Below are 18,180 nucleotides of genomic sequence, written 5' to 3'. Positions count from 1 at the left end.
AATGTGGACTGACCCAATTGCATAATTTGCCTCACCTTTTAACTAATTCCCTTCGGTGAGGGCAAACTAGTTGCCTGAGAGGCAATTATTAAGTTTTTTAAATATATCAATCGTTTCGAACTTCGAAACAAACTATAAAATATTACGTAGAAAACCACGCCAGATAAGGATTATTTCGTAGATTATAGTTCTTGCAGAACATATAGAATAAAAATAGTAGAACTTTAAGAGCTACAACCTAGACAAAAATAAAAACAACAAAACAAGTTCATGCACGATCTCATTACATCCGGGCGCATTACTTTGCGTATGCTGCGTTACTTTCATCAAGTTGCAGTAAGCGGGCACTTTGGCCGCGCAGCGGAAGAGCTGCATATTTCTAAGTCACCGATGTCCATACAAATCAAAGAGTTGGAAGTTGCCCTTGGACTATCACTCTTTCATCGAGACTCCCGAAATGTTTCTCTCACAGCAGCAGGGCGCGTGCTGAAGCGTGAGTGTGAACAGATTTTCAATACACTGGATTACGCCATAACCAACACGCAGCGGCAGGGTCGTGCCGAAAACTCGACCCTGAGCATTGGCATGGTGAGCAGTGCCTTCCTCGATGGATTTGCGAACTTACTTTCAGATTTCAAGGGCAAGCACCCAGATTGTTCTCTAAATTTTACAGAGCTGGCTCCTAATCAGCAGAAGGAAGCACTCGACGGAGGCACTATCGATCTGGGCATTTGTCGCTATGGCGATACGCTCAATGAACCGGCTTTGAACTCCAAAGTATTGGTGCGAGAAAATCTTATTCTGGCTGTTCCCAACACCCACCCATTGAAGGACCGGAGAGTGGTCGCACTGGAAGAGCTAAAAGATGAGGAAATGGCGGTCTTAGATCGCAGTATGTCCAATTCAACGCCATTTTTGATCGCCCGGTGCAAAGATCAAGGGTTCTATCCTAAGGCTGCTTTTGAGGTTCAGGAGCCAAGCACGCTATTGGCACTGGTCGCTTCGGGACAGGCGGTTGCGTTGGTCAGTGATTGCTTCCGCAGCCAGAAATCCAAGAACGTCCGTTTCATTCGACTGAAGGAAGACATTCCTGCAGACCTTTGTGCAATCTATAAAAAGAACTATGAGACTGAAATTCTGCGCAAGTTTCTGCAGTTCATCGAGTTCGACTACAAACCGCAGATTGACGAAAACTGAGGGATCAAAACTACCCCTCAGTTCAGTAGTTAAGCTGTTTCCTGCTCAACGATGTTCACTTCCATTCGTTTGCCCGTATCTGCGTTAAACAGGTGAACGCCTGATATGCCCAACTCCACATAGACCTCATCACCTGTCTGACGCTGTATTTCCGGGTTCTCCCGAACCACCATTTGCTCACCGGTTTCCAGCTCAACATGCACATAGGTGGTGTCACCCAAGTACTCCTCAAGCAGGACTTCAGCTTTCAAATAGCCTTCCCCAACTTCATCATGCAAAGCGCAGTGAGATGGGCGGATGCCGAGCGTGACATTCGATGGAATGACCGAGGCCTTGTTGGAAATAGGAAGCTGTGTGCCGTCCTTCAGTTGAGCGCTGTTTTCCGTCAGCCTCTCCAGTTGCAGGAAGTTCATGGTGGGTGAACCTATAAAGCTGGCGACGAACAGATTGGCTGGTCGCTCATACAGATCTCGCGGAGTCCCGACCTGCTGGATTTCACCATCATTCATCACCACAATCCGATCTGCCAATGTCATGGCCTCCACCTGATCGTGGGTTACGTAGACCATTGTGGCCGATAAGCGTTGGTGAAGACGGGCAATTTCCAAACGAACCTGACCGCGTAAAGCAGCATCCAGATTGGAAAGAGGCTCATCAAAGAGAAAAACCTTAGGGTCTCGGACAATTGCACGACCGATCGCAACACGTTGGCGCTGACCGCCTGACAACTGGGATGGCTTTCTGTCCATCAATGCATCCAGCTCTAATGCCCTTGCGCTTTCAGCTACCCGTTCTTTGACTTCTGCCTTCGAATATCCGGCCTGTTTGAGCACCAGCTGCATATTCCCACGCACGCTAAGATGCGGGTAGAGAGCGTAGGTTTGGAAGACCATCGCAATTTCACGCTTTGAGGGTGGCAGGTGCGCGATGGACTTATCGTCAATTGCGATGTCGCCTGCGCTTTCATCTTCTAACCCCGCTATGATGCGCAGAAGTGTAGATTTTCCGCAGCCAGATGGACCGAGCAAGACAAGGAACTCGCCGGACTTGATGTTCAGATCAATTCCATCCAGCACGTTTTCGGCACCAAAGGACTTGTAGAGAGATGAGATTTTTAGATTAGCCATATTACAAGTCCAGTTTCTGCGCTTTACCAGTTCGCACTGCCTGATCTGCAGCCAGAACAACAGCCAGCGAGTTCACTGCTGCATTCATGTGGTCTTCCAGATCCAGATCTTCGCGGATAGCTTTGAGTACAAAGGCTTGCTCCCGGTCGCATAGCGCCTGATGCCCCGGTTCGCCTTCCATGCTGAGCACATCATCCTGTCGCGTAAACTCGCCCTTGGCATCTGTGTCGCCGTAATGGACACGAATGGTGGAGGTTTTGGTATGCATATCGATATCGTCAGAGCGCGCTTCGCCTTCCATGACGATGGAGACGCTTCCGTTCTTTGACACGACATCTTTCACAAAGAAGGCCGTTTCTGACATCATTGGGCCCCATCCTGCTTCGTACCAGCCGACGGAACCATCCTCAAACAACACCTGCAGGTGGCCGTAGTTGTACATGTCGTCGGGCAGTTCATCACTTAACCTCACACCCATGCCTCGCACTTCAACTGGCTTTGCATCAGTGATCTGGCACATGACGTCGATGTAGTGAACGCCGCAGTCTACGATCGGTGATGTGGTTTGCATTAGCTGCTTATGCGTTTGCCAGGTGGCTCCGCTGGACTGCTGGTTCAGGTTCATGCGGAACACATAAGGTCCGCCCAGCTTCCGCGATTGCTCAATGAGTGTTGTCCAGGATGGGTGATGACGCAGGATGTAACCGACGACAAGCTTACGCCCCAGCTTGCGGGCTGTCTCAACAACGCTTTGGGCATCTTCTAGCGTGGTTGCCAATGGCTTTTCGACAAAGATGTCTGCACCTGCTTCCATTGCCATGACGGCAAACTCTGCGTGGCTGTCAGAGTAGGTGCAGATGGAGACGAGGTCTGGTTTGGCTTCGACTAGCGCCTGTGCGAAGTCATGCTGGATTGTGTAGTGAGCCAGCTCTTCTGGTAACTCGATAGGAGAGCGGTTTATTAAGCCAACGATCTCAAACCCCGGATTGGCTTCATACGCCAGAGCGTGAGATTTGCCCATGTTTCCAAGACCTGCCACGAGGACGCGAATAGGTTTGTCACTCATTTGACTGCTCCTGAGGTTAGGCCCCGAATGAGCTGGCGTGAGAAGATCGTGTAAAGAACAAGCACCGGGATGATCGCCAATGCCATAGCCGCCAGAATTGCATTCCAGTTGTTGGTGAACTGCCCCACAAACACCTGTGCACCGAGTGTGAGTGTTTTGGTATGCTCAGCAGGCGCCAGAATGAGTGGGAACCAGAGATCATTCCAGACCGGGATCATCGAGAACACTGCTACCGTCGCCATTGCGGGTCTCACAAGCGGCAAAACGAGTCGGAAGAAGATGGAATATTCCGAAAGACCATCAATACGACCGGCAGATTTGAGATCTGACGAGACCGTGGACATGAACTCTGAGAGGATGAAGATCGCCAGCGGCAGGCCTTGGGCGGAGTAGACCAGAATGAGCGCCCAATGGGTGTTCACCAGATCCGTCGTGACCATGAGGCGGAGAATACCGACTGTACCCAGCCGGATTGGGATCATAATGCCCAGAGCCATATAGAGCCCTAGCAAGCGATTGCCGCGGAACTTGTACTCACTGAGCGCAAAAGCAGCCATGGCCCCAAACAGCAGGATGAAGAACAGGCTGGCACCGGTCACGAACAATGAGTTCCAGAAATACAGCGGGAAATTGCCCTGCTGCAGCACTGTTGAGTAACCGACCAGATCCAGAGTTTCAGAAGTTGGGAACTCCAGCGGTTGGCGGAAGATCGCCTTTTTTGTTTTGAGCGAGTTGATCAGAATGAGGAGTACCGGGAACAGCGCGATCACTGCAAATGCAAGCAGGATTACGTGCGCGCCCAGTTCTGCCATTCGGTTTCGTCTTGCACGAGAAATAGCCATTTGCGCCTCACATCTCGTAGCGTGTCAGCTTACGCTGAATGAAGAAGAGATAGATGGCAACGCCCGTCAGGATGATGAAGAACATCACCGTTGCGATGGCAGCCCCCATGTTGGGATCACCCGGCTGGAGCTGTTGCCCGTAGAACGTTCGGTAAAGAATCGTACCCAGCAGATCGGTCGAGAAGTTTGGCCCCGCCAGTGGACCTTGCGTAGTGTAGATCAGATCGAACGCATTGAAGTTGCCGACGAATGTGAGGATCGAGATGATGCCGATGGTTGGCAGAATGAGGACCAGTTTGATCTTGAAGAACTGAGAAATGCCGGTCACGCCATCACATTCGGCAGCTTCAATCACCTCATCTGGAATAGAAAGCAGTGCGGCATAGATCAGCATCATTGGAATGCCGATGAACTGCCAGACGGAAATGAGAGAGAGTGTGGTTAGCGCGGTTTCTTCCTTACCGAGAAACGGCAGATACCAGCTGCCAAGCCCGACTGACTTCATCAGGCCTTTCGACACGCCCCAGAGCGGAGACAACATCAGCTTCCAGACAAAACCGACCACCACAAAGGACAGCAGCGTCGGCATGAAGATGGCGGTGCGGTAGAGTTTTTTGCCCGGCAGGTGGACCATGGAGAGCAAAGCGGCAATCAGAATGCCGATCGGGTTCTGCACCAGCATATGGATCAGGAAGAAATAGCAGTTGTTCCAAAGCGAGTTCAGGAATGGTTCGACCCAGTACGGATCAAAGAACAACTTGATGTAGTTCTCCAGCCCAACAAATGAGATCACCTGTGTGGTTGTGTCTCTTTGGAAGAACGAAAAGCGCAGGGTTTCAGCCAGCGGCAGGATCATGATCATCGTATAGACGATGACTGCCGGTGTCAGAAAGACGAGTACGTGCCAGCGAAACGGCTTCTTTTTCCGTTCACTGACCATAAGGTCTTGTTCCACTTCTATCATCTCTCATTGCGAGGCAGATGCGCAGGCGAGCTGCACATCTGCTGTTTTGTGTTCAGGTAGGAGAGATGCCTTAGTCCATCTGAGGCTCATACCAGGAGCTCAGCCCCTTCTGCAGCTGGTTTGCTGCATCTTGCGGTGACTGCTTACCGTTGATAACGTTTGCAGAAACCACCCACATTTCGTTCCAGAGGTTTGGCGTACCGCGAGAAACGATCTGTGCAGCTGAGCGGTTGGTGGACTGGCAGTCCTTACGCCATGAGATGAACTCATCAGCGAGTGGATCAGACAGGGAGATCTCATGCTTGGACAAGGAGAAGAAGCCCGGAACAGCGTTGGAATAGAGTTCCGCAAACTCTTTGGTACCCATCCACTCCAAGAACTTCATCGCAGCTTCTGCATTTGGAGATGCTGCATTCAGGCCGATGCCGATATCGGTGTGGTCTGAGATGTAGCAGCTGTCGCCTTCCGCTGGCAGAGGTGGACGGAATGCGCCCAGTTTAAAGTCTGCATCACGGTTGAAGCCTGCGATTTCCCATGAACCTGATGGATAGATTGCAGCACGGCCCAGCGTGAAGAGTGTCTGGCTGTCCGGATAGGATTGAGCCTCATAACCGTCACCAAGGTACGGTCCCCAGCTGGCCAGAACCTCAAACGGCTTTACCCAGCCTTCATTTGTCAGTTTGCCTGTACCGGCGACGATGGCTTTACGGCCCTCTTCACCCTTCCAGTACATTGGACCGATGTTCTGATAGCCCATGGCAGCAGATTCCCACTGATCCAGTGTGCCCATGGCCATTGGAATGTAGTTGCCGTCTTCCTTGATCTTCTCGAGCACCGCCATGAACTCAGCTTGAGTTTTTGGTGGCTCGACACCAATCTCAGCAAAGGCATCCTTATTGTAGATGAAGCCGTGGATCACAGCAGCCATTGGCACGCAGAAGGTCGCGCTGCCATCATCCGTACTCCAGGCACCTTTGGCTGAATCCGGGAAGTTGTCGAGGGTTGCCATGCCCTGAAGGTTCTTCAGGTAGCCTTTGCTGTAAAGGTCCAGCGATCCATCGAACGGACGACAGGTGATCAGGTCACCAGCGGTGCCACCTTCCAGCTTTGCGTTGAGCGCTGCGTTGTACTGTACCGGAGCGGTTGGTGTGAACTTGATTTTGATATCGGGATGCGCCTTCATAAAGGCAGGCAGAATGGTTTCCTGCCAGATGCTCAAATCATCATTGCGCCAGCTTTCAATTGTCAGTTCTGAAGCCGCAAATGCGAAAGATGCGGAGCTCAGCAGCAAAGACGCAGCAATGCCCGATGACAAATAGTGTTTCATAAATTCCTCCCATAACAAATGATCGAATACCGCCTTGAAAAACTGCCGGTATCGCAATTCGCCTGCCCCCCAGCGGGCGAATATTCTTTTAGGCATCAGGTGATTGAAATAGCTCACCTGGTGCAAAAGCTATTCGGGTTGATGCAACCCAAGAACCTGAAGAGATTCTCCCAAATCTCCCTGAGTTTCTGCCAGTACATTGGTGGCTTGTTGTTTGGTTGCACCAAGCACCAACAACACAGCCAGCTTAATCTGATTACCGCTTTCATGCAGGGATGCTGCTGCTTTTTCCTGTGAGCAGCCCGTGAGTGAGACCACCATGTCTTTCGCGCGCTGGTCCAGCTTATCGTTGGTCAGCTGCATATCGACCATGTAGCCACGATATACCTTGTTCAGCCTCACCATCAACGCAGTCGAAAACAGGTTGAGAGCTGCCTTTTGGCTGGTCCCAGCCGATAGTCGCGTAGAGCCAGCCAGCACTTCCGCGCCGGTTCTTAAAAGAATTTCGTGCTCCGCATCTGCCAGCAATGGGCTCTGCAGATTGTTGGCTAATGATATGGTCAGTGCGCCTGAGGCACGAGCTGTCTGGATTGCAGCACGGGTGAATGGCGTGGTGCCACTGGCAGCCAGCCCCAATACAACATCCTGAACGCCAACCTTGTGTTCTATGATAAAGTTTCGGCCTGCTTCTACGCTGTCTTCGGCTCCTTCTTGAGGGCGCAAAAGACCTGCTTCGCCGCCTGCCAAACCGTAGATCAGACGCTCTTCTGGCCAGCCGAATGTGGGAATGAGTTCAATACCATCCAGAACGCCAAGGCGACCTGAGGTTCCTGCACCAACATAGACAAGTCGTCCCTCACCTGCCTGCAGTCGCCGAGCTGCCGCATCTACAGCAGTCTCCAGTTCGCCCAGCGCGGCCCAGACTGCATTGAGGGCCTGCATCTGGCCGCCCAGCAATGCTTTGAGAACCTCATCGGTCCCCCATGTTTCCAAGCCTGCGTAACGTGAAGATCTTTGCTCGGTTTCTCGCCATTCTCGTGGATTGGAATGTTCTGGAAACCCGACTTTTCTGGACATGCTGGACACGAGACTCTCCCTGATACCAATAGCATACCAACAACTCGCGATATGGCAATGATATATTAGAGAGAGCCCTTAATTTGGGTAATTCTAATAAATTCCCAGCATTTACCTGAGACAGTTGCAGATCACAGGTATTATTTTGGCTCTAGATTTTTTGGAGTTAATCCCAGCGAGCTTCTTCTTCCCGGCGTACGAACACAACCTGACGACCATCTGGCAGCAGTTGGCTGATTTGATCGGGCCCGCCATGTTCGTCAAACTCAACTAATCCAATGCCACTTGCATTCAGTAGGCGACGACCGTGTTGCGTGCCGACTGGCTTGCGCGGGATCACTTTCATTCCACGCCGTCTCGTGAGCCAGTTTAGCGGTGAGCGGGGCGCATAGAGCCAGCGGTTCAGATGATCGAGTTTGTCCAGCAGCTTTGCGGGGAACTCGTTCTTGATGCCGCTGCTGCAGATTTGCCAGATGTCCGGCCCTCTGGAATGGCCGCGCAGTTCTACGTCATACACAAACGAGTAATGCACATCTCCGGAGAGGATCGTGAAACGGTCTGGCGTTTTGCGGTGACGGAACACATTCAAAATGCCATCTGCCGTTCCCGGATGCGCCATCCAGTATTCAGCATCCACCATGAGCGGCTTGCCCATGAAGGTGAGGAGCTTCTGAAGGGTCTCGATCAATTTGACGCCGAAGATTGGTGCAGCAGATACAAGCAGAACGGCATCCTTGCCGCGAAGGGATCGCTGAAGGTCAGTGACAGCTTCCCAGTCCAACAAGCCTGAAGGCAAATATCCTGCCCGTTCTGATCTCCATCTGCGTGTGCGGGTGTCCAGAACCAACAGTGGCGGGTCCAGCTCCCAGTGGTAGTCCCAATTCTCAAAGCCAAAGAGATGATCCAGAAACTCATCGTAGGCGCTTGTGCCAGGGATCTTGAAGACCTCAGTCATCTCATCCAGCAGTCCACCTGCGAAGGCTTCCGGTTTGTTGCCCCAGCCCTGATTGAGCATGTAGGCGCACAGTGCATTACCGATGATGCGGCGGGAGAACGGGTGACCGTAGGCGGTCTCTTCCCAATCACGATTGAGGTTCCAGTCGTCCGTGACATCGTGATCATCAAAGATCATCGCGACAGGCAAATGCGCAAAGAGCCTTCGGACCTGACTGAGGCCTAAGACAAAGTCCTTCAGGATTTCCTGCTCAGTCTCATAAAGCTCTGTTTCTTCAGGTGTTAGACCCTCAGGTTTATCTGTCTCAACCAAATCCCATGCAGCAGGAGACCAGACGAGCAAATACATTGCCAGAAATTCAGCTAGTGTAATCAGGTGGTTGTGAGCATGGTCAGCTGTAAAAATCGGCTTTTCGACGCCGCCAAACAAGACAACCCAGAGCTTCCGGTTCTTTTCCAGATTGGGCAGAAACTTCTCACGCCGATAGTAGGTATCACCATGGCTATACAGATCTGACGCAGCATCAGGGATCTTGCTTTCCAAGCCGCTCAACTGCTCTTCTGTAATGCCAAGCTTTTCGATGAGCGAATGGATTGCTCGCAGCATTGGACCAGCTACATCATCTGAGTAAATCTGGTCACCGCTCATCACCAGTGCAGCAGGCCATTTCTCCTGATCAACCTTGGTCCCACCATTCGTGGCAATATGCTTAGCCAGGAACTGATCTGCAGCGACCAAGCCGTCACCTGATTCGTGGTGAGGTTTACGGCAGGAGCCATGCAGAAGCGAAGACACTTTGGAGCTGAGAAGGAAGCCGGGAAGCGATTGACCTTCATAACAGAGATCAGGTGCCCAAGCCGCGTGATCTTGCCAGCCTGCCGCCTCATCATCTGCCATACGCAAAGATAGGCGATAGTTGACCCAGACATCCTGTGGCAGTGGCTGATGAAGCGGAAGGTCAATCAACAGGTAATGAAGGTGCGTGCCTGCTGAAATCAGGTTCACCTCTGCCTGCTTTTTGGAAAGCTCATAGGTTTGCGGATCACCGCCTTGGGGCAGTAGCTCCAGCTTTACATCTGCCGGTGCGCGAACAGCGAGCCAGAAGGTTAAACGGGTGGTTTCTAATCGCCGCAGAATAGGGCCGGCAAGAACAGACGGGAGAGAAGAGGTTTCAGGCATTCGTTGATATTATTAGTTGCGATATCCAGAAGTGAAATTCTTAGGTGAGAGATAGGTGCGCAAACCTCAAAATCCAATAAGGGCCAACAACTCCCCCTCTCACCCAAGCCAAATTACAGAAGATTTCTGAACCTCACCTGAACCGAACCTGCCTTGACAGGCCCTTCTAATAGGTCTAGCAAAAACACGTATGCAGGGGAGTCTCACCTAGGAGACTGAGAGGCTGACAGAGCGCAAGCTCGGCGACGCGACCCTTTGAACCTGACCCAGTTGATACTGGCGTAGGAAGCACGGGTCGCGCGTCCTGTTATCAGGAGTATTGTATCCACCGCGCCCCACTCAGCAGGAGATCTTCCTGCGGTTTCCCAGCCAAAACTCATCTGGTGTCTTTCGAGTTATGAACTTGAGGAGCACCATTATGACTAGCCCAAAGCCATCCATCACCACAGGCTCCTTGCCTGCATCACGCAAGATCTACGTGAATGGCAATCTGCATGAAGACGTGCGCGTCCCAATGCGCGAAATCAGCGTCCATCCAACAGCAGGCGAACCACCGTTGCCAGTCTATGACAGCTCCGGCCCCTACACTGATCCTGCTGTTACAACCAGTATTTCCGAAGGTCTGCCAACAGTACGGCGCAAGTGGATCAAGGCTCGCGGAGATGTGGAAACCTATGAAGGCCGGGAGATTAAGCCGGAAGACAATGGCTTTGCACAGGGCGAGCGATTGGTTGCCGAGTTTCCGGTGAAGCCGCAGCCGCTGCGTGGCAAGGACGGGAAGTCTGTGACGCAGTTGGCTTATGCCCGCGCAGGCATCATAACGCCGGAGATGGAGTTCGTTGCTATCCGCGAGAACCAGATGCGTGAGGCCGTTGCCGAGGAACGTTCCGGCAATGACTGGGGAGCGAGCATTCCTGATTATGTGACGCCGGAGTTTGTTCGGGACGAAGTAGCGGCAGGTCGTGCAATTATCCCCTCCAACATCAATCACCCAGAGAGCGAGCCAATGATTATTGGCCGGAACTTTCTGGTGAAGATCAACGCCAATATGGGTACGTCCGCAGTCACCTCTTCCATGGAGGAGGAAGTGGACAAGATGGTCTGGGCAATCCGTTGGGGCGCGGATACGGTGATGGACCTCTCAACAGGTCGGAACATTCACAACACCCGCGAGTGGATCATCCGCAACAGTCCGGTGCCGATTGGGACGGTTCCGCTTTATCAGGCGCTAGAGAAGGTGAATGGCATTGCTGAAGATCTGACTTGGGAGATCTTCCGTGACACGCTGATTGAGCAGGCTGAGCAAGGGGTTGATTATTTCACCATCCACGCTGGCGTGCGTCTGCACATGGTGCCGATGACCGTTAATCGTGTGACAGGCATTGTTTCTCGTGGCGGCTCCATCATGGCCAAGTGGTGTCTGCATCATCACAAGGAAAGCTTCCTTTATGAGCACTTTGCTGAGATCTGCGATATCTGTCGCCAGTATGATGTGGCTTTCTCCCTTGGTGATGGTTTGCGTCCAGGTTCCATTGCGGATGCGAATGATGAGGCTCAGTTTGCTGAGCTGGAAACGCTTGGTGAGCTGACCAAGATTGCTTGGGCCAAGGATTGTCAGGTGATGATCGAAGGTCCGGGCCATGTAGCCATGCATAAGATCAAGGAGAACATGGATAAGCAGCTGGAATGCTGCCATGAGGCTCCATTCTACACACTTGGCCCTCTCACCACAGATATCGCTCCCGGTTACGATCACATCACCTCTGGCATTGGCGCGGCGATGATTGGGTGGTTTGGCTGTGCCATGCTTTGTTATGTGACGCCGAAGGAGCATCTGGGGCTGCCCGACCGAGATGACGTGAAGACTGGCGTGATCACCTACAAGATTGCCGCTCATGCTGCTGATCTTGCCAAGGGATTGCCGGGTGCTCAGCGACGAGATGATGCACTATCCCGTGCGCGCTTTGAGTTCCGTTGGGAGGATCAGTTCAACCTGTCCCTCGACCCAGAAACAGCCCGCAACTTCCATGATGAGACCTTGCCGAAGGATGCGCACAAAGTGGCGCATTTCTGCTCTATGTGTGGGCCAAAGTTCTGTTCTATGCGGATTTCTCATGACATTCGGGCTGATGCTCAGAAAGAAGGCATGGAAGCGATGGCGGCCAAGTTCCGTGAAGGTGGTGAGCTTTATCTTCCATTAGCGGAGGCGGAGCAGTGATTACGATTGCAGGAGCTGGCCTTGCAGGGCTGGCTTCCGCCTATGAACTGGCAAAGCGTGGTGCATCTGTCACCATCTTCGAGAGGGCAGAAAAGCCCGGAGAAAACAGCGTTGCCCGGTTCGCAGGCGGTATGCTGGCCCCTTATTGCGAGCGGGAAAGTGCGGAAGAGAATGTCATCACGCTCGGATGCAAAGCAGCTGATTGGTGGGCTGAGGTCACACCCGTTACACGGCATGGAACACTTGTGGTCGCACCACCGCGAGATCAGGCAGAACTGACACGGTTTGCACGACGGACGTCCCATTTCGATGAAGTTGATGGGCAGGTAATCCCTCAGATTGAACCGGCTTTAGAAGGCCGGTTTGAGCGAGGGCTTTTCTTCAAAGAAGAGGCTCATCTTGATCCACGGCAGGCGCTTGTTGATCTGACAAAGGCTGTCGAGAAGCTTGGCGTGGAGATCCGCTATGGCACTGACGCACCCTCGCAGGTTGACCTCAACTGCACGGCTATGGCAGCTGGTCTGCCTGACTTGCGGGCTGTGCGTGGTGAGATGGCGGTTTTGCAATGCCCGGAGGTTGAGCTGTCTCGTGTCATCCGCCTTATACATCCGCGTATGCCGCTTTATCTGGTACCGCGTACCGATGGTCTGTTCATGATTGGAGGCACAATGGTGGAGAGCAACTCAGACCGGCCGCCTACACTCAGATCTCTAACTGAGATGATGAGTGCGGCCTTTGCTATTCACCCGGCCTTTGCAGAGGCAAGTGTGGTGGAAATCGGCGCAGGCTTGCGACCTGCTTTCCCTGACAACCTTCCTCGTCTTGTTGAACGCAATGGAGTGCTTCACCTCAACGGGCTTTATCGCCATGGCTTTTTGCTGGCTCCGGCAATGGCACAGCAAGCAGCAGACCAGCTTTTATCGGAGACATGCAAATGAAGATTATCGTTAATGCAGAACCGCGCGAGGTTGCAGGCAAAACTCTGGCTGATGCTCTTACCGAGCTGGAATTTACCAGTCCAGCAATCGCAGCAGCCCTGAACGGCAACTTCGTACCTCGTGAGGACTATACAGAAACGCCACTTTCAGAAGGCGACAAGCTGGAAGTTCTAGCCCCAATGCAGGGAGGTTGAAATGCAGGTTTACGGTACAGAAATCGGCTCCCGCCTGCTTCTTGGCACAGCACAATACCCTTCACCTACCGTGCTGAAGAAGGCAATTGAGACCAGTCAGGCAGAGATCATTACGGTCTCCTTGCGGCGAGAAACTGCGGATGGATCTGGTGCAGGGTTCTGGGAGTTGCTGAAGGATTGTGACTGCAAAATACTGCCGAACACCGCCGGATGCCATAGCGTGCGAGAGGCTGTAACGACTGCACAGATGGCGCGCGAGTTGTTTGGTACTGACTGGATCAAGCTGGAAGTCATCGGCAACACAGATAGTTTGCAGCCGGATGTGTTTGGCCTTGTCGAGGCAGCGAAAATCCTGAGTGCAGATGGTTTCAAAGTGTTCCCGTACACCACGGATGATCTGGTGGTTGGAGAGAAGTTGCTGGAAGCTGGTTGTGAGCTGCTGATGCCGTGGGGCGCACCGATTGGATCTGGTCAGGGACTGCGGAACCCAGATGCGTTGCGGACGATGCGGGCGCATTTTCCTGGTGTTCCGTTGATCGTCGACGCCGGGATTGGTCGCCCTTCTCATGCAACTCGTGCGATGGAGTTGGGTATGGATGCTGTCTTACTCAACACAGCTGTCGCAAAAGCGGGAGATCCAGCATTGATGGCCAAAGCGATGGCGCAAGCGATTGAAGCAGGTCGGCTTGGTTACACCGCCGATCCAATGGAACCTCGGGATATGGCGGTTCCCTCTACCCCTATTCTTGGTATGGCGGAGTTGATCTGATGGAACGGTTTTACCTGATAACCGGGGATGTGGACTGGATCGAGAAACTCGTGCCTCATGGTGTGAAGCTTGTGCAACTGAGGATCAAAGATCAGCCCGAAGCTGAGGTTCGTCGGCAAGTCATCAAAGCCCAAGATTTCTGTAAGGCTCACGGCACCCAGTTGATCATTAATGACTACTGGGAGCTGGCATTGGAACTGGGCTGTGACTTCATTCACCTCGGCCAGGAAGACATGGATACCGCAGACTTTGCCGCTCTTCGAAGGGCAAGCGTTCGCTTTGGTCTTTCTACCCATGATGAAGCAGAACTAGATCGAGCTCTCTCTCATGAACCTGAGTATGTGGCACTGGGGCCTGTCTATCCAACCAAGCTGAAGAAGATGAAATGGGCGCCACAAGGATTGGATCGCGTCCATCGTTGGAAGCAGATGGTTGGCGGGACACCTCTTGTGGCCATTGGTGGCCTGACACCGGAGCGGCTTGCTGGCGTGTTCGAAGCTGGGGCAGATAGTGCTGCCGTGGTGACTGACATCCTGCAAGCACCAGATCCAGTTTCCAGAGCACAGGAGTGGGTGGAGGCCTGTAGGCTATGACACGCTATAATCGTCAGAGGATTTTGCCGGAGGTCGGTACAGAAGGTCAGGACCGGCTACGCGCTTCGCATGTGCTGGTGGTTGGAGCCGGAGGGTTGGGGTGTCCAGTCCTGCAGTATCTTGCTGGTGCTGGGGTTGGCATCATCACGATTGTTGATCCTGATGTGGTTGAGGAGAGCAACCTTCATCGCCAGCCGCTGTATTCTCTAGCCAATGTCGGAGAGAGCAAAGCGTATGCGGCAGCCGCTCGTTTGCATGGCTACAATCCAGAAGTAGAGTTACGCGCACGCAACATTGCTTTGGAGCCCGCAAATGTTTCTGAGTTGGTTGGTCAGGCAGATATCATCGTAGATGCGGCTGACACTTTCGCAGCCTCTTACACGCTCTCTGACGAATGCTATCAGCAAAGCAAACCGCTTATCTCGGCGTCGGCATTGGGAACGACCGGGTACCTTGGCGGATTTTGTGGCGGCGTGCCTTCGCTAAGGGCGGTCTTTCCAACGCCACCGACTAACGCTGCAAACTGCTCAAGTATAGGTGTTCTCGGTCCAGCTGTTGGAAGCATCGGGGCTATGCAGGCACAGATGGTTTTGGCTGTACTGTTGGGTTTCTCTCAGAACCCAATGGGCGGCCTCATTACGATCGATCTTAAGAGCTTTAAGTTCGGTGGCTTCTCTTTCCTCAACGCGAAGGAACCAGAGTGGCATGCGCCGTTTATCTCAACAGAAGGCTTAAGCTCTGATGATCTGGTGATTGAGCTGAGAGACAGCAAAGAAGCACCCGAGCCCGTTTGTCCGAGTGCTCAGCGTGTTCTTCCAGAAGAGCTCATCAACTACGACTTCGACGGCACTCAGCGCATTGTGCTTTGTTGCCGGACTGGTTTACGGGCATGGCGAGGGGCTCAAGTGCTTTCAGAGCGAGGGTTTAAGAACATCGCTCTGATTGCTGATAGCAGGAGCTAACTTTGTGCCTGCTGCTTCTCGAGATTGCACGTGTCAGCACCACGTTCGATCAAGTCAGGCACAAACAGCTTCTGGAGATTTTTAGGATCCTCACCGCCAATTAAGTCCAGCATGAACTGGCCCAGCGTTTCGCTTGGCTTCGATATCGGGAGATAACAAGTTGTAATTGGCGGTGAGAAATACTGCGATACGTTCAGGTCATCCGTTGCAATCACGACTGCATCGCGGCCATGTTCCATACCCCGCACCTGGAATCCTGAAAGAACACCCATTGCCGTCGCCTCATTGGCACAAATGTAGGCGGTTGGAGGCTCTTCAAACATGGACATCTCAAAGAGTTGCTCACGGCCAAACGCTGGCGTTAGGCGTCCATAAGCGATCAGAGATGGATCGAAACTCAATCCTGCACGAGACAAGGATGCCGTGTAAGCTTCCACCCGGTTTTGCGTGTAATTCAGCTCTTCTCTGGCGTTGATCATTGCGATCCGACGATGGCCTTTGGAGAGCAGGCGATCTACACAGATCGTGACAATGCGGCGGTTGTCCGTGTCCACATAGGCATGGGGTGCGCTGGCATCACTGGTACCATAGGTGACAAACGGGAACTCCTGCTCCTGCATGAAGCTGATGCGGGGATCGTTTACTCGTGTTCCAGAGATGATAATGCCATCGGCCTTCTTATTCTGGACGATACGCTTTATGACTTCGAAGCTCTCATCAAAACTGGCTACCTGATACTGCACCACGCGATAGGGCGTGTGGGCGATTGCTCGGGAGATGCCGCTGATTAATTGCGTGTAGCCCACCCCTGCCCACTCGTCATCATCAGGTGATGCAATGACCGTCACCATCGCAATCTGATAGGTTTTGCCAGTGCGCAGTTGAACACCGCTTATATTCAGCTCATAGCCCAGCTCTTTTGCAGCCTGCAGAACCTTGTCACGGGTGCGCGGGCGCACCTGAGGGGAAGCATTGAGCGCTTTAGAAACGGTGGCAGTTGAGAGCCCTGTTTCTCTCGCAATTGTTTTGATCGTTGGTCTTTGCGCCATTGGATACTCAAGCTGGGGTCGGTTGTGCCTTTGACAGCACATCCTGAAAACGAAGATAGACAGCGGATGTCCAAGCGAATGCTTTGTCGCGTAGACCGTCTCCAGTCAAGGCATCAAAGTTTTCTGCCATTCCTGAAGCCTCGCAAGTTCTCATAAACCGCTTTGCCAGTTCATGCGCGAGTCGGATCTCACCTTGCTGACATAAACCATCAAAGATCAGCAGTGTGGTTGGTGCCCATATGGGGCCACGCCAATATCCATCTGCTTCATAGTAAGTGCTCTGTGGGTGTTCTGTAGCAGGTCCCCATTCAGTGAGGAAGCCTAGGGAATTGAACCTTTCGAGCAGTTTCTCGGCAATCTCTCTTGGCAGATCACTGCCGAGCAACAGCGGCATAAACTGGGCAAGGCTGGTATCTGGAAGGGTCAGCTCTGGTTGCGCTGACTTGCGGAACTCAAAGGTTTTGCCATTCCAGAGCTGCCTGATCATCAGATCCCTGAGGTCCGTGCTTATCTGATCAAACTTACTGGCAACCTCTGGTGCTTCCGCCTTTCGATAGAGCTGAGCAATGCACTTTGCAGTCAGGCAGAGGAAAGTGGGCAGGTCTGGCCCAATCACAGGTCCACCATGATCGAAGAAGCTGGCATTGTCCCAGCCGCTATCATTGCCGTGAAAGTAACTTGGAAGCTCCTGCGGGTTTGCGCGTGTGTGCGTGAGCCAGTAGCTAAGTTGACGCTCCATTTTCTCGCGCAGATAGACGAGTTGATCGGGCGTGAAACTGCCCCGATATGTTTCAAGTATGTGGGAGATAGCCCAGCCATGAACAGGGGGTTTTGTGAATGCGAACGAAGCTCCAGCATCATGCACAAAGTCTGGCAGCAAACCGCTCTCGTCTTGCCACTCATAAATGGCAGCAAACTGACTAAACGCCAGCTCAGGATCGATACCAGCAAGGCCAATTGCAGAAAAGGCGTTGTCCCAGCTCCAGATGTTGATCATGTGGTTCTTAGACATGTAAGTGGCCGGATGTGTCAGGGTACCCTCCGCCGGGACTGTGTTTGCCCATAGAAGGTACGTGGCTAACTTCTCCGCTTCACTCTGATGTTGCTTTCCATGCCATTCGGCGAAGGCTTGCTGAGACGCTGCCTGGACATCCTCAAAAGAGGTCTTCGTAACTTCCGGACAAAGGCGACGGTGAAGGATTATACCGCCTTCAAACTGTTCTCCTGAAAAGGTCAAGGCAACGTTGTCTGCATGGTCACGCCGCCAGTTGCCTTCAACTGTGGCGTTGCCTTTCGAGGTGAAGGGAGTCAAGCGCAGGTTTTCTCCTGCAGCGACAATGCATTGCTCCCCACCTGGGTGTTGGAAAGCATAGTCATACCGGGAGCCTTCAAGAGCAAATCGAACCGAGGCTCCATGCCCTTTTAAGTGGAGCACTTCTCCATTCCCGATACAGAAGCTGATGTCTCCTCTTTTCTGCTCATCAACGAACAGTTCAACATCCAGCCGGTGTGGAAATAGAGAGAACCGAGGTGCCAGTTCTGAACCATCCTCGCTTAAGAACTCCAGCTTGCACAAACGACCAAGGCTGGGTCGCTCATCTCCGCCTGCCATGTAGCGAAGGTAGCATTGTTGTTCACCACCCTGCCCACGCACCATGGAGAGCGTTGTGAAGCGTTGGTGGCGAGAGAAGGGTACTCGGGTAAAGTCAAATAGCGTCATGCA

The 18,180-nt window shown here is 52.7% G+C and carries 16 protein-coding genes and 1 riboswitch; of the genes, 7 read left to right on the top strand and 9 right to left on the bottom strand.

Annotated elements, in window-relative coordinates; genetic code table 11:
* Window positions 1-270 precede the first annotated feature (270 nt).
* On the top strand, window positions 271-1,197 hold the full coding sequence (locus PJE062_RS09990) for a LysR substrate-binding domain-containing protein (protein ID WP_037036456.1): 927 nt from the start codon (window positions 271-273) through the stop codon (window positions 1,195-1,197).
* A gap of 29 nt (window positions 1,198-1,226) precedes the next feature.
* Here PJE062_RS09990 and PJE062_RS09985 read toward each other — a convergent pair whose 3' ends face one another.
* The 7 genes from PJE062_RS09985 to PJE062_RS09955 form a co-directional block, all read right to left on the bottom strand.
* Complete coding sequence (locus PJE062_RS09985; protein ID WP_008548240.1) at window positions 1,227-2,324, bottom strand: ABC transporter ATP-binding protein; 1,098 nt, start codon at window positions 2,322-2,324, stop codon at window positions 1,227-1,229.
* 1 nt (window position 2,325) lies between these two features.
* Window positions 2,326-3,390 (bottom strand): Gfo/Idh/MocA family protein, encoded by a 1,065-nt coding sequence (locus tag PJE062_RS09980; protein WP_008548257.1) that lies wholly within the window; start codon window positions 3,388-3,390, stop codon window positions 2,326-2,328.
* Complete coding sequence (locus PJE062_RS09975) at window positions 3,387-4,232, bottom strand: carbohydrate ABC transporter permease (RefSeq protein WP_008548375.1); 846 nt, start codon at window positions 4,230-4,232, stop codon at window positions 3,387-3,389. Before PJE062_RS09975 ends, PJE062_RS09980 begins: the two co-directional genes overlap by 4 nt.
* 7 nt (window positions 4,233-4,239) lie before the next feature.
* Entirely contained in the window at window positions 4,240-5,196 is a 957-nt protein-coding gene (locus PJE062_RS09970; protein ID WP_157039112.1) for a carbohydrate ABC transporter permease, read from the bottom strand.
* A gap of 70 nt (window positions 5,197-5,266) precedes the next feature.
* Window positions 5,267-6,523 (bottom strand): ABC transporter substrate-binding protein, encoded by a 1,257-nt coding sequence (locus PJE062_RS09965; protein ID WP_008548645.1) that lies wholly within the window; start codon window positions 6,521-6,523, stop codon window positions 5,267-5,269.
* A 129-nt stretch (window positions 6,524-6,652) separates the two neighbouring features.
* Complete coding sequence (locus PJE062_RS09960; protein ID WP_008548759.1) at window positions 6,653-7,600, bottom strand: N-acetylmuramic acid 6-phosphate etherase; 948 nt, start codon at window positions 7,598-7,600, stop codon at window positions 6,653-6,655.
* A gap of 166 nt (window positions 7,601-7,766) precedes the next feature.
* Window positions 7,767-9,734 carry a peptide methionine sulfoxide reductase gene (locus PJE062_RS09955; RefSeq protein ID WP_008548562.1) on the bottom strand — a complete coding sequence of 656 codons (1,968 nt, stop codon included), beginning with the start codon at window positions 9,732-9,734 and terminating at the stop codon, window positions 7,767-7,769.
* A 184-nt stretch (window positions 9,735-9,918) separates the two neighbouring features.
* Window positions 9,919-10,039: riboswitch (TPP riboswitch) on the top strand.
* 113 nt (window positions 10,040-10,152) lie between these two features.
* Here PJE062_RS09955 and thiC point away from each other — a divergent pair.
* From thiC to PJE062_RS09925, 6 genes are read left to right on the top strand one after another with little or no spacing between them, the layout of a single operon-like run.
* Complete coding sequence (gene thiC, locus PJE062_RS09950) at window positions 10,153-11,952, top strand: phosphomethylpyrimidine synthase ThiC (protein WP_008548689.1); 1,800 nt, start codon at window positions 10,153-10,155, stop codon at window positions 11,950-11,952.
* Window positions 11,949-12,890, top strand: coding sequence for an FAD-dependent oxidoreductase (locus tag PJE062_RS09945; protein ID WP_008548752.1), 942 nt, complete (start codon window positions 11,949-11,951; stop codon window positions 12,888-12,890). Before thiC ends, PJE062_RS09945 begins: the two co-directional genes overlap by 4 nt.
* A complete protein-coding gene (gene thiS / locus PJE062_RS09940; protein WP_008548649.1) occupies window positions 12,887-13,084 on the top strand; it encodes a sulfur carrier protein ThiS in 198 nt (65 codons plus the stop codon). Before PJE062_RS09945 ends, thiS begins: the two co-directional genes overlap by 4 nt.
* A 1-nt stretch (window position 13,085) precedes the next feature.
* Window positions 13,086-13,853: a thiazole synthase gene (locus tag PJE062_RS09935; RefSeq protein ID WP_008548623.1), complete on the top strand. Its 768-nt coding sequence runs from the start codon at window positions 13,086-13,088 to the stop codon at window positions 13,851-13,853.
* On the top strand, window positions 13,853-14,446 hold the full coding sequence (locus PJE062_RS09930; RefSeq protein ID WP_008548472.1) for a thiamine phosphate synthase: 594 nt from the start codon (window positions 13,853-13,855) through the stop codon (window positions 14,444-14,446). The genes PJE062_RS09935 and PJE062_RS09930 overlap by 1 nt, the downstream gene beginning before the upstream one ends.
* Entirely contained in the window at window positions 14,443-15,408 is a 966-nt protein-coding gene (locus PJE062_RS09925) for a HesA/MoeB/ThiF family protein (protein ID WP_008548729.1), read from the top strand. Before PJE062_RS09930 ends, PJE062_RS09925 begins: the two co-directional genes overlap by 4 nt.
* On the opposite strand, the gene PJE062_RS09920 is transcribed toward PJE062_RS09925, so the two are convergent.
* Both PJE062_RS09920 and PJE062_RS09915 read right to left on the bottom strand, forming a co-directional pair.
* Window positions 15,405-16,457: a substrate-binding domain-containing protein gene (locus PJE062_RS09920; RefSeq protein ID WP_008548517.1), complete on the bottom strand. Its 1,053-nt coding sequence runs from the start codon at window positions 16,455-16,457 to the stop codon at window positions 15,405-15,407. The genes PJE062_RS09925 and PJE062_RS09920 overlap by 4 nt on opposite strands.
* Window positions 16,458-16,464: 7 nt before the next feature.
* Window positions 16,465-18,177 (bottom strand): amylo-alpha-1,6-glucosidase, encoded by a 1,713-nt coding sequence (locus PJE062_RS09915; RefSeq protein ID WP_008548496.1) that lies wholly within the window; start codon window positions 18,175-18,177, stop codon window positions 16,465-16,467.
* Window positions 18,178-18,180 lie beyond the last annotated feature (3 nt).

The sequence above is a fragment of the Pseudovibrio sp. JE062 genome, assembly GCF_000156235.1.
GTDB lineage: Bacteria > Pseudomonadota > Alphaproteobacteria > Rhizobiales > Stappiaceae > Pseudovibrio.
Note: the sequence above shows the minus strand (reverse complement) of the source record. Positions and strands in the feature narration are given on the sequence as shown.